This is a genomic window from Thermoleptolyngbya sichuanensis A183 (genome assembly GCF_013177315.1).
In the GTDB taxonomy this organism is placed as follows: Bacteria; Cyanobacteriota; Cyanobacteriia; order Elainellales; family Elainellaceae; genus Thermoleptolyngbya; species Thermoleptolyngbya sichuanensis.
Genome location: NZ_CP053661.1, coordinates 656,469 through 668,099 on the forward strand (window position 1 = coordinate 656,469; position 11,631 = coordinate 668,099).

8 protein-coding genes are annotated in these 11,631 nt (G+C 56.7%); 5 read left to right on the forward strand and 3 right to left on the reverse strand.

Annotated features, from left to right (window positions below; all coding sequences use genetic code 11):
- Positions 1-285: 285 nt before the first annotated feature.
- The gene (locus HPC62_RS02880; RefSeq protein WP_172353668.1) at positions 286-2,901 is read right to left on the reverse strand and encodes an adenylate/guanylate cyclase domain-containing protein; all 2,616 of its coding nucleotides are present in this window, start codon (positions 2,899-2,901) and stop codon (positions 286-288) included.
- Positions 2,902-4,059: 1,158 nt separating this feature from the next.
- Between HPC62_RS02880 and gvpA the strand changes: the two genes are divergently transcribed.
- The 4 genes from gvpA (at position 4,060) to HPC62_RS02900 (ending at position 7,692) form a co-directional block, all read left to right on the forward strand.
- Positions 4,060-4,278 (forward strand): gas vesicle structural protein GvpA, encoded by a 219-nt coding sequence (gene gvpA / locus HPC62_RS02885; protein WP_068510916.1) that lies wholly within the window; start codon positions 4,060-4,062, stop codon positions 4,276-4,278.
- Between the two features lie 147 nt (positions 4,279-4,425).
- Positions 4,426-5,685 (forward strand): coiled-coil domain-containing protein, encoded by a 1,260-nt coding sequence (locus HPC62_RS02890; RefSeq protein ID WP_172353669.1) that lies wholly within the window; start codon positions 4,426-4,428, stop codon positions 5,683-5,685.
- Positions 5,686-5,752: 67 nt separating this feature from the next.
- The gene (gene gvpN, locus HPC62_RS02895; protein WP_172353670.1) at positions 5,753-7,039 is read left to right on the forward strand and encodes a gas vesicle protein GvpN; all 1,287 of its coding nucleotides are present in this window, start codon (positions 5,753-5,755) and stop codon (positions 7,037-7,039) included.
- 317 nt (positions 7,040-7,356) lie between these two features.
- Positions 7,357-7,692 (forward strand): gas vesicle protein, encoded by a 336-nt coding sequence (locus HPC62_RS02900; protein WP_172353671.1) that lies wholly within the window; start codon positions 7,357-7,359, stop codon positions 7,690-7,692.
- Positions 7,693-7,744: 52 nt separating this feature from the next.
- Here the strand turns inward: HPC62_RS02900 and msrP are convergent, their stop codons facing one another.
- Positions 7,745-8,725 carry a protein-methionine-sulfoxide reductase catalytic subunit MsrP gene (gene msrP / locus HPC62_RS02905; protein ID WP_172353672.1) on the reverse strand — a complete coding sequence of 327 codons (981 nt, stop codon included), beginning with the start codon at positions 8,723-8,725 and terminating at the stop codon, positions 7,745-7,747.
- A 138-nt stretch (positions 8,726-8,863) separates the two neighbouring features.
- On the reverse strand, positions 8,864-9,232 hold the full coding sequence (locus HPC62_RS02910) for a hypothetical protein (protein WP_205370370.1): 369 nt from the start codon (positions 9,230-9,232) through the stop codon (positions 8,864-8,866).
- 527 nt (positions 9,233-9,759) lie between these two features.
- Here HPC62_RS02910 and HPC62_RS02915 point away from each other — a divergent pair.
- Complete coding sequence (locus HPC62_RS02915; protein WP_172353186.1) at positions 9,760-11,460, forward strand: hypothetical protein; 1,701 nt, start codon at positions 9,760-9,762, stop codon at positions 11,458-11,460.
- Positions 11,461-11,631: the final 171 nt, after the last annotated feature.

Genomic DNA, 11,631 nt, shown 5'->3' on the forward strand with positions numbered 1-11,631 from the left:
CAACAGGAGCCGTGCTTAAAAGCAGCTTACGGTTTGGGTTGGCTGCATTCTGGTTGCTCTTGATGTTTTGAGCCGATGAGTCCAAGACTTACACACTTACGATAAGCTCTCTGGGTTTTGAATAATTTCTCGCGGGCTGCGTCCGCGAGAAATTATTTAAATGCGTAAATCCTAAAGTCAATAAGGCGCTGCGTAACCATCGGGGTTATGCAGCGCTTCTATTTCTTCTGCCCTTCAGATTTTTTGCCTTGATTTTTTGCCCTTTGGAGACTTCATCCCTCACTTTCACTTTGTGGTCATGGTGTGAGCGCCGTCCCAGTTTTCGGCGGGTGGGGTGAGCAGAAACTCGCGGGCCCGCTCTAGATGCACCTGAACAGCGCGATCGCCCGGCTTGATGTCCTGTGCCCGTTCAAAGTGCTGCAACGCTTCATAAAACCGCAGATGGTTGTACGCAGTGCGTCCGGCGGCGTAGTGGTTCAAAAAGGCAGCGGTTTCTGGGGGAAGGGGCTGCGTGCGATCGCCAATTAGCTCGTAGATATTGATTGGAATCGTTTTGCCCTTGACGCGAATACGGTCGAGTTCCCGCACCCACACCTGATCGCGGCAGAGCTTGTAGGTATACTCGCTGAGGATAATATCGCAGCCGTATTCTTTGGTCACGCCTTCCAGTCGGGCGCTAATGTCCACACCATCGCCAATCACGGTATAGTCCATCCGCTTTTGAGAGCCGATGTTGCCGGAAACCACCTCGCCAGAGCTAATGCCGATGCCAATGCGGATGATGGGCTGGTTTGCCAGACGGCGGTGTTCGTTAAATTCCTTCAGCCGTCGCCGCATGTCCAGTGCCGATTGCACCGCCATCCAGGGGTGATTAGGCAGCGGCAGGGGCGCACCAAACACGGCCATCAGCGCGTCGCCAATGAACTTGTCCAGCGTGCCCTCGTAGGTAAACACCGCCTCTACCATCGTCTCAAAATAGTCGTTGAGCAGCGTCACCACGTCCGCCGCTTCCATCTTTTCGGTGAGCGAGGTGTAGCCGCGAATGTCGGAAAACAGAATCGTCACGTCCTTGCGTTCGCCCACCATCAGCGCATCGTCGCCCAGCGCCATGACTCGTTCCGCCACGCCCGGTGTCATGTAGCGATACATGGTGGCCTTCATCCGCTTTTCCTGGCTAATGTCTTCTAGCACCACCAGTCCCCCCAGCACCTTGCCATCGGGATTGGTGAGTGGGTTCACCGTCAGGTTGACGCTGTGTTCGATGGGGCGGATCGAGGGCACCACGCCGAGTCCTGCGGCCACGGGTGTGAGCGGAGTGGCGGGATCGTTCCACAGCAGGTATTGGTCTGGGGTTTGGCGATCGCCCACCACCAGGGCATGGGTGAGGCGCGGCGACAGCGAAAGTGCGGGAGAAACCGTCGGGTCTAGCGGCGAATGCTCAGGCAGTTCCAGTAGACCCACTTCCAGGCTTTGTTCGGGGACATAGTGGCGAGCGCCGCACTGCAAGCTGTCTTGCAGGCGCAATTGCAGATTGTCGATGGGAATTACCTCCCACACGGGGCGATGCAGCAGATGCTCGCGCCATAGATCTGCCTCAGCACTGGTATCGCCAATTGGGCATCCCAACAGCGCCAGTGCTGCGTCGTTAATGGTCACAACATTGCCCTGCAAGTCCGTGGAGATCACCGCGTTGGACAGGCTTTGCAGGATGTCTTTTTGGTATTGCTTTTCCAGCAGCACTCGCTCAAACAGTTGGGCATTTTCTAGCGCAATGCCAGCCTGGGTGTTGAAGGCCTGCATGAATTCTTCATCGGAGCGGGTAAAGCTGCCTTGGTATTTGTTGATAAGCTGCGTTACGCCGATCAGTTTTCCCGCCGAGTTGAATACAGGCATCGAGAGGATGGTGCGGGTCTTGTACCCGGTCTGGCGATCGGTGGTGGGGTCAAAGCGCGGGTCTTCGTAGGCATTCTCAACGTTGACGACCTGCCCGGTGCTGGCAACAAAGCCGACAATGCCTCGGTTCATGGGAATGCGAATTTCGAGCAGTTGCTTGCGGTCGGCAGTAGGCACTTTGGACCACAGCTCGTGGCGATCGCGATCGAGCAAAAACAGCGTGCTACGGTCGGCCCGCATGAGCTTACGGGCTTCGTCCATCACTGCCTGGAGGGTTTTTTCCAGATCTAGGCTTTGGGCCAGCAGCGTGGTGGCGTTCAGCAGGGCCGTTGCGCCGCGCTGGTTTCGCGCCGCCATGTAGAACGAATTGCAGCTTTCCAGAATCACCCCAATGGAGTGAGCAAAGTTGCGAAAGTGGGCTTCATCCTGCGGGTCGAAGGGCTGAGTGCCTCGCTTATTCAGCAATTGGGCGATCGCCACTACCTGATCCTGCGTGTCAAAAATCGGCATACACAGGATGTTGCGTGTGCGATAGCCTGTCTGCCGATCGATGCTGGGGTTGAACAGCGGATGCTGGTAAGCATCGGAAATATTCAGACTCTTGCCCGTGGTGGCAACATAGCCCGCGATGCCCTCGTTCAGCGGCAGGCGAATTTCGATCGTGCGATCGCCCTCTGAGTTCGCCTGGAAACAGTCGCCTTGGGCGACCTTGGACCAGAGTTGCGCCTTCTCTACGTCCACCAGAAAAATTGTGGTGCGCTCCGCCTGCAACACCTGCCCCACCTTCAAGGTGATCGCTTCTAGGACTTGTTCCAGCAGCGTTTCGAGGGCATCGTTGTTGATCAGGGCGATCGCCCGCAGGTAGTGCTGAAACTCTTGCGTTAGCTGCTGGAGCAGTTGGGTAAACTGGTCGTCTGACAGAGATTCGACGTGGCGCGTCAAGTCAGGTTGAATCAGGCGGGCCAGCAGACTATCAGAAGGGGAGACAGATGAGGAGAAATCCGCCATAGACTTCAATGCTTAGGGGCAACGCATTTGTAAAAGCCGTCTGGGAAAGCTGCCCTGGGCAAAGTAGCTCAGGGTCTCCCTTAGGACTGGTCAGACATGGATCAAATCAACGGTAAACGCATGAGATGCCCCTTTTTCAGCCTAACCGATCCCCTTGCAGATTGCAGGTGGGCAATACCCACAGATGCTTGCCCCCAAAGGGATTGCATCAGGAATGGCACCTTTTGTCAGCAAATCGGCAAACTGTGTCTGAAAGGGTGCATCCCACTTTTGCAACCCTCACCCTAAATCCTGCTCCCAAAGCGGGAGAGGGACTTCTAATCCGGCTCCCCCTTTTTGGGAGAAGGGGCTGGGGGATGAGGGCAAACTTGCAGAATTGGGATGCACCCGAAGAGGCTGGGGGATGAGGGCATACGCAGTCCGGCAATGTCCGGTGGGGTGTAGCGACTCGACTTGCGATCGCAGCTTTTGTCATTTTGTAACTACGTCTGGCGAAAATGACGTTTTATAAATCCTTGATTCCGTAATCATACGGAACCATTTCAGAGTCTTTCAGACAGAAATAGCCGAACAAAAAAATGTCTAAAAATCGTATTTCTTAATGAAAAGTGATTTTATTTTTGCTTACTCAAGCTCTTTTTTAGTCCTGTCCTAACGCTGCATTTAGGCCATTAATCCTGACCGAGTCAACCATTGAAAAGAATCGATGTTTCAGCCCAGAGAGGAACCTTTAAGACAAAGCTTCATATTTGAAGAGCAGCCCACAGAAATGCTGGAATCGACCTGCTGAAGGAGATTAAGCTACTTTAGCGATCGCCCTTTCCTGATATTTTGCGATCGCTTGTTAGTTATGAACATTGGCTGGGAACGATAGAACCATCTCGACCTAGTGCAAGGCTGAAAGCTATTCAGCTCCTGCGCTGGGTTAGAAATTCTGTCTGATGAAGGGTCTTCCGGAGTCACTTCGATTGGGCTGGAGCAGAACTTTGCCGCATCAAAAATGCGGACTGAAAATCCAAACACTTTCCGCAATTTTGCTGGGAGCGTTTCAATTTTCACTCTCTATGCTGTACGAAGAAACCGATGCCTCCGTCCCGCATTTGGGGAAAACAGGCAGATTCAATTCTCATCCACTCAAGTATCTGTAGGTGACTAATCATGGCAGTTGAAAAAGTGAATTCTTCCTCTAGCTTGGCAGAAGTGGTCGATCGCATCCTGGACAAAGGGATCGTGGTTGATGCTTGGGTTCGCGTGTCTTTGGTGGGTATCGAACTGCTGGCGGTCGAAGCCCGCGTGGTGATCGCCTCCGTCGAAACCTACCTGAAGTACGCCGAAGCCGTGGGTCTGACCACCCAAGCCGCCGTCCCCGCTGCCTAGAGGCTGATCTTTGTCCCTGCTGGGTGTGTCTATTCCAACTCCTGTGGCGGGCAAGTTCGCAAAGGCTTGCGCTTCCACCTAGTAGGAGATGTTGGGGGAGTCTCGTGGCTCCCCGCTTCTCTTTCCGCATCACTTGGAGGTTATCTTGTGGTTGCTCTGAAAGACCAATGGGAGGCCGGGAGGCAGCAGCGCCAACAAGCGGTTGAGCATCTGCTGGACACCTTTCGCCACCTGCGTCAGACCGTTTCTGCCCAACTTCGTCGCGATCGCGCTGAGTTTCACCAACAGCTTCAGCAGGTGACTCAGGCCCAGCTTGCCGACCTCGCTCAGCGGCGCCAGCTTCAGGCTGCAGAGCAAATGGCGCAGTTGGCTGCGTTTCGACAACAGTTGCAGACGCAAACCGCTCAATTTCTCGACATTACCGCCGTAGAGCGATCGCTCTTGTCGCAGCAGATTTTCCAAGAGCTAGACCAGTTTCATCACGAGCTCCGCGAATCGGTCGCCGCGCTGCGGGCCATCCATCAGCAAGACCTGGGCGCACTGGCGACAGATGTAGCCATGCTGCGGGCCGAAGCACGGGCAGACTTGCAATCAATGCACGCTGAGCGGGTAGCAACATTGACCGAATTTGTCGAAACCCTGCAAGCGGATGTGCAGCAATATTTGGGTGATCTGGCGCAGGAACGTCAGGAGCGGGCCCAGGACGTGCAAGCCTTGCTGAACGAAAGCCGTGCCAAGCGCCGATCCGAATCCGCAGATCTGATGCAGCGGTTGGGCATATTTCGGGCTGAGTTGCGCCAGTTTCGGGCCCAGCTGCAGCAGCAAGTTTGGGGCAAATCCGCCGCCGCAACTCCCGCAGCCCCGGCCGCATCGGCCGCCTCAGCAAAGCCCGCTGTCAAATCGATTCCCCCGGTAACGCCTGCTGCGGCAACGCCTGCGCCCGCTCCGACCGCAAAAGCATCTGCCGCCCGCCCGCGCACGGTGGCCCGCCTCAAATCGTCGCCTGCCAAGTCAGCTAAACTACCTGCGAGTAGACCGCCCGCCCGTGGTTTCAAGCCCTCGGCGGCCCCCGTGGCCGAACCCGTCGCCTCCGTCGCGGTTGACAGTCAGCCTGCTGTGCCAGCACTCGTGCCAGTAGCGCCTGTGCCAGTAGCGCCCGTGCCAGTGGTGACGGCTGCATCGGATGTCGCTACTCGCAACGGTAGCCAGTTCCCTGCAAGGGATGCAGTTTCTCTGGAACAGGCCACCTATGACTATGTGAAGTCGTCCAACGGGGCCAAGCTGATGGACATTGAATCTGCCCTCGGCATGAACCGATTCCAGGCGGTCGATACGCTGCGATCGCTCATCAAGCAAGGGCTGATCGTGCAGCGCGATCGCCTCTACCTGGCGCAAGATCAAGCCTGACTCCCAGCCCCTCAGCGAGCCTATTTCATCGCCCTTTTCATATTTTCATATCAGAGGAAAGCCACCCGTGACTACCGTTCTTCGTGCCAGCCCCCGCCGATTTGTCAGTACGCCCGCGGTCGAACGGATCGCCACCCGCGCCTTGCGCTATTTGCAATCGGGCTTTTCTGTCCATCTGCGCGGCCCGGCGGGCACGGGCAAAACCACCTTGGCGCTGCACTTGGCAGACATGATTGCGCGACCGATCATGCTGCTGTTTGGTGACGATGAGTTCAAAACCTCTGACCTGATTGGCAACCAGTCTGGCTATACCCGCAAAAAAGTTGTGGACAACTTCATCCACAGCGTGGTGAAGGTAGAAGACGAACTCCGGCAGAACTGGGTGGATGCCCGCCTGACGCTGGCCTGCCGGGAAGGATTTACGCTGGTCTATGACGAGTTCAACCGATCGCGCCCAGAGGTCAACAACGTGCTGCTGTCGGCGCTGGAGGAAAAGTTGCTGGTGTTGCCGCCTAGCCACAACCGCACGGAATACATCCGCGTGCATCCCCAGTTTCGCGCCATTTTTACCTCAAATCCAGAGGAGTATTGCGGCGTTCACGCGACGCAGGACGCGCTGCTGGATCGCCTAGTGACGATCAACATGCCGGAGCCGGATGAACTGACGCAGCAGGAAATCGCGGTGCAGAAAACGGGCATCGATCGCGAAAGCGCCAGCATCATCGTGCAACTGGTGCGGATGTTTCGTACCAAGACGGGCGCAGAAACCGCGTCGGGGCTGCGGTCTTGCCTGATTTTGGCGAAGATCTGCCAGGAGCATGAAATTATTGCCACGCCAGAAAACGCGGAGTTTCGCGACATTTGCCAGGACGTGCTGCTGTCTCGCGCGGGGCGATCGCTCTCCGAAGCCACCCAAATCCTCTGGGATACTTTCAACGAAATGATTCGGTTGAATACGGATGCTGCCCGCTCCTCTGTCGATCTGCGCGTCACTGAGGTTGAGCTAGAATCCCAACCAACTCCCCAGCCAGCCCCGCAAGCGGCGATCGCCCCCCAACCCGAAGCCCAAGTCCGGCTGCCGCTCAACACCCTGCCCCTCTCCTCCACTGACGCAGCGGCAGACGAACCCGAAGAAGAGCCTGAGTCTCCTGCGGTTCCCTACGAGCGCGACATCTTCGAGTATCTCCAGCGCCATCCCGACGTGCGCCCCTCGGAAATCGAAACCGCCCTCGGCATCACCCGCTTCCAGACCATCAACGCCCTCAACGCCCTGCGCGACAAGGGTCTAGTCACCAATCGAGGCGGCGCTGGTCGGGCCAATACCTATCGCGTCTGCGAGGGAGAACGCGCTTAGCTCAGAGTTTGGGTTAGGAATTGCACCGTTGGATCAATCCCCCTTGGAGGATGTTTGAAAAGTCCTACTGTTTGTAGCAAAGCGTGCAAGATCCCCCTAAATCTCCCTTAACAAGGGGGACCTTAAGGCGGTTTCCCCCCTTGTTAAGGGGGGCTAGGGGGGATCTCTGAGTGCTTAACATTACAGGCGATACCTTTTCAAACACCCCCTGAATGCTCCCTAAATAACTCCCTGAATCACTGCCTGAATACGGGAGACTGTCGATCCAAACCTGACCCCTTGCCGACACCTGCCCCTTTCCCTTCCAACCCCCAACTATGCCCTACTCAACCGCTCAACCAACCCGCCCCGTTCCTACTGTTACCCAAGGCTCGACGCTGGCAGATGTGCTAGAGCGCGTGCTGGACAAAGGCATCGTGATTGCAGGCGACATCTCAGTTTCCGTGGGTTCTACGGAACTGCTCAGCATTCGCATTCGCCTGCTGATTTCCTCGGTGGATAAGGCAAAGGAAATTGGCATCAACTGGTGGGAGAGCGATCCGTTCCTCAGCAGCCAGTCGCAAAAACTGCTGGAAACGAATCAGCAGCTCGAAGCCCGGATTGCGAGCTTGGAGTCTGAACTGCGGTCGCTCCGGTCTGCCAGCACAGTCTAGTCCAGCGAGCGGAAGCCATCCTCCTAGAACTTGCCAGCGTTTTCGCCGGGGGCTAGGCGTAGAGATCGGCCACAAACTCGCCATAGCCGTTGTAAAGCAGCGTCGGCACTTCTTCCCAGGAATACTGATTGCCAGGGCCGATTAGCCGCTCTTTGGCCTGCGACCAGCGGGGATGGGGCACGTCTGGCTCCACGTTCGCTTCAAACTTGTATTCGTTGGGGCTGAGGGTGTTCCAGTATGTGGCGGGCTGCGTGTCCAAAAACTCGATTTTGACGAGGGATTTTGCACCCTTGAAACCATATTTCCACGGGATGACCATGCGGATGGGTGCGCCGTGCTGCTTGGGCAGTGTGTGCCCGTAGATGCCGACGGCAAAGAAGGCGAGGTCGTTGGCCATTTCCTCGATCCGAAGCCCTTCGGTGTAGGGAAAGGGCAGGAAGCGGGCGGGCGGAAAGCTGGGGCCTTTGGTTACGGCAGGGTCGAAATAGGACGTAAAGCGGACAAATTTTGCCGAAGATTTGGGGTCTACGTCTCGCAGCAGGGCGTTCATGGGAAAACCCAGCCATGGGACAACCATTGCCCAGGCTTCGACGCAGCGAAATCGGTAGATGCGTTCTTCTAGGGGAAAGCGGGTGAGCAGGTCATCTAGGTTATAGGTTTTGGGATTGTTGACCAGACCCGTGACTTCTAGCGTCCAAGGATCGGTGGGCAGGACCTGGGCGGCTTGCCAGATGTTTTTGGAACTGCCGAACTCGTAGAAGTTGTTGTAAGTGGCGGCCAGCACTTCGCCTGTGACGGGGCGGCCTGCATCTTGAAAGGCGGGATTGGCGATCGCCCTCAGTGCCTTTGTACCCGTCAGTTCCTCTGCGATGGGGGCCTGGGCGGTTTGGCAGCCTGCCAGCGGCAGGGTCGCCATTGCAAGGCCGCCGCCGATCATCGTTTTTAGAAATCGTCGTCGGTTCAGAAACACCGATTCAGCCGTCACTGCGTTTTCGGACAGCCGCCAAGTGGGGGGCACATGCAGAAATGCCATAGGATCGTGCTAAAAAAACAGATTCAGACTGTGTTCAGAAAGCTGAGTAGACTTAACAGTTCTTAACCTGTCTGTATTTTGGCATGAATCGGGATTTTGGCATGAATTGGGGCTTGAGTTGAATCTGGATGATTGTAGCTACTCCGGCTCGAAGGGCGATCGCCCGTTGAACGAGGGTGGTACATAGTTGGGGCGGGCTAGAGTTTCCGCTAATTCATCCAGCAGTTGGGCGATCGCCCGATCATCGCGGGCCAGGCTGCTGCGGAGGTTGATCCACAAACTGCACGACCGCTGGTTCGCCGTCACCACGACCGCCTCGCGCTGGGCAAGACGGCAGGCAAAGTGATAAAGCCGCGATCGCTGCTGAGCATCGACCGTTTGCAGGCGGTAGTACAACTCGCTGCGATAGTACATCCCGTCTTGAATGCTGTCCCTAAACCAAAACTTGAACGGAAAGAAATTTCCTTCATCAATAACTGGCGGCAACACGGCGACACTCGCTCTCAAGCATTCTGTATAGGGCGTTATATGAGGACGAGCCTAGTGACACCCCATCCCTAGTATGGGCAGATTTCCGAAAAAACTCTCAGAAAACCATAGCTCTAGAAGCGCTGCTTGGCCGAAGTTTGAGATTTGCCCCTAGAGGTTTACGCAGTCTTCATATATCCGTCAGGAACATTTGAAAAAAGTTTGTGGTCATGGCAAACAAATAGCGGCGACGGCCGTATGCACCCGGTGCAAGCAATAGACAGAAACAGTTCCAGTGATTTTTTGGGAAACCTGACTCTGTGCTGCGCTGGGGTGCTGCCTGCTGGTGCATCCGCTATTTCTAGCCGTTGAGGATTTTAGCAGCGCGTTTGGCTGCCTCCCAGCCCTGAGCTAACAGGCTGGTCGAGCATAGCCCCGCGCAACAGGGAATCTCCTAACGCTCGCGATCGCCCTTTATTTTGCCAGTCGGTTTCTCGATTGCAAGATGGCGATCGCCGGGCCAATTCCGTTCGTTCACCTTTACTAAATTCCAAAGGAATTTCACGATGACGAAACCAGTCAAGCCTTATCTCTCGCTACCGGCGCTGGCGCTGACTCGCGGATCTGCCCGCAGGCTGGCGATCGCCCTACTGTCGGCCATGCTGATGGTAAGCGGGCACGCTCCCTTGCTGCACGCCCAAACCCGTTCCGATGCGCCAGTGCGCGTGAGCCAGCGCCAGCAGGGATGGGAGGCAGCCCTGACGGTTGCTCGCGTGTTGGACAGCCGACAGGATCTGGCAGGGATTGTCTTGCAGCTAGACGTGCTGGACAAGCCCGTGACCACCTACGCCAACGTGGTGTATCAAATCTTTGCGCGGGTCAACGGCCGCTGGCAGCAGGTCTACACCACGCGAGGCGCACGGCTAATTGCTAGCCCCAGCGGCCGGCTGACCCTGCCGCCAGAGTTTATCCGCTGGAGCGATTTGCAAGCTCAGATTGGGCGATCGGTCAACCTGAACACGCTGGAATTCCGCTCCATTGCGCGAGTCAGCTACGACGTGCAAAGCCGCCGCAACCAGCAGGTTTCCTGGGAATCGACCCAGACCTACGCCTCGCTGCCCCAGACGACTGTGACCCAAGTGGAAAGCGGTCAGGTCGTGATTGTCCGCGAGACGGTGATTACCGAAACCGTTAACGACCGCGGCCCGGGCCGCCCCCGCCCCACGCCGCCGAGCCGCCGCCCAGATCCACGGGAAGCTAGAGGTCCGCGCCCCCGTCCTACACCGGGTCATGGTCGTCGCCATGAGCATGGCAACTTTAGTTTGGCGATTTTGCAATCTCAGGTCACGTATCCAGAGGTGATTGCGCGGCTGTCGGTGAAGTCGAGAACGCGGCGCGGCTATCGGGAGGAGCGGCTGCTAGGGGATTTCCGCTATCGCATGAACCAGCGGGCCCAGTTTATGCGCGGGCTGCGGCGGGGCGATCGCGTCGTGGTGCGCCTCTACACGCCGCAAAACCAGTTCATTGGCTATAGCGAGTTTGAACTGCTGTCGGATTTTACAGCCGTCAGCCTGGTGCTGCCGAGCCAGCGGTCAGAGGTGCGGATTGTGCGGACGGTTTATGGAATTGATGGCGATCGCAACGGGTCTATCGATCAGGGCGCAACAGTGTATGACTACTTTACGCGAATCAGCAGCAGCCGCTACGAGGAAAGCCGCGTCACCTTCTTGCCTAGCACCCAGGGAATCGACACGCGCTTGTTTGCAGTGCGCGGGCTGCCCAACCCGCCTGTGACCTGCACCTACACTAGCTCGTTCCAAACGGGCAATTTCTCCTTGGTCAGCCGCACAATTTCCGTATTCCGCTCGGCGCTGGCTCCTGCTCTCATCTCTTTTCCAGGCAGCAGCTTTAGGGTTGTTGATGTCAGTACCACAACGGTTTACGAAGTGGCCCAACTGATCCGCGAATACGAGCGCATCGGTACGTCGAGCGGCTCCATTATGCTGATTGGCTCCGATGGCAACTATAGCTACTGTAGTGCTGCCTGCGACGACGATGATGACGATGATGACTGGAGCTATGACTGGGACGATGATGACGACGATGATGATGACGACGACGATGATGATGACGATCGTCGAGGTCGTCGCCGCAGCAATTGCAATCAGGGCATTGGCAATGGGCCAGAGGGCTGCGACCCTGGAAACTCGCGTCCTCGCGGCGGCAGCAACGATGAAGGGGGTCGCCGCCCCGGCCGCCGTCGATAGGCTGTAGCCTTAACCCAGGAAAAAGGGCGATCGCGCTTGGTCTACCTGCTCTAGGCTGGCTGGTTTAGGCGGGGCGATCGCTCCTTTCAAGCAAAATCCCCTGCTTCTGGCACCGTTCCAAGAGGCAGGGGATTTTTAGGTTACGCCGTATCTAGGTTACGCCGCGTTTAC

Bases quoted from the DNA above. Each gene is read 5' to 3' on its own strand.
- HPC62_RS02880 (WP_172353668.1), bottom strand. From the start codon at position 2,901: ATGGCGGATTTCTCCTCATCTGTCTCCCCTTCTGATAGTCTGCTGGCC.
- gvpA (WP_068510916.1), top strand. From the start codon at position 4,060: ATGGCAGTTGAAAAAGTGAATTCTTCCTCTAGCTTGGCAGAAGTGGTC.
- HPC62_RS02900 (WP_172353671.1), top strand. From the start codon at position 7,357: ATGCCCTACTCAACCGCTCAACCAACCCGCCCCGTTCCTACTGTTACC.
- msrP (WP_172353672.1), bottom strand. From the start codon at position 8,725: ATGGCATTTCTGCATGTGCCCCCCACTTGGCGGCTGTCCGAAAACGCA.
- HPC62_RS02915 (WP_172353186.1), top strand. From the start codon at position 9,760: ATGACGAAACCAGTCAAGCCTTATCTCTCGCTACCGGCGCTGGCGCTG.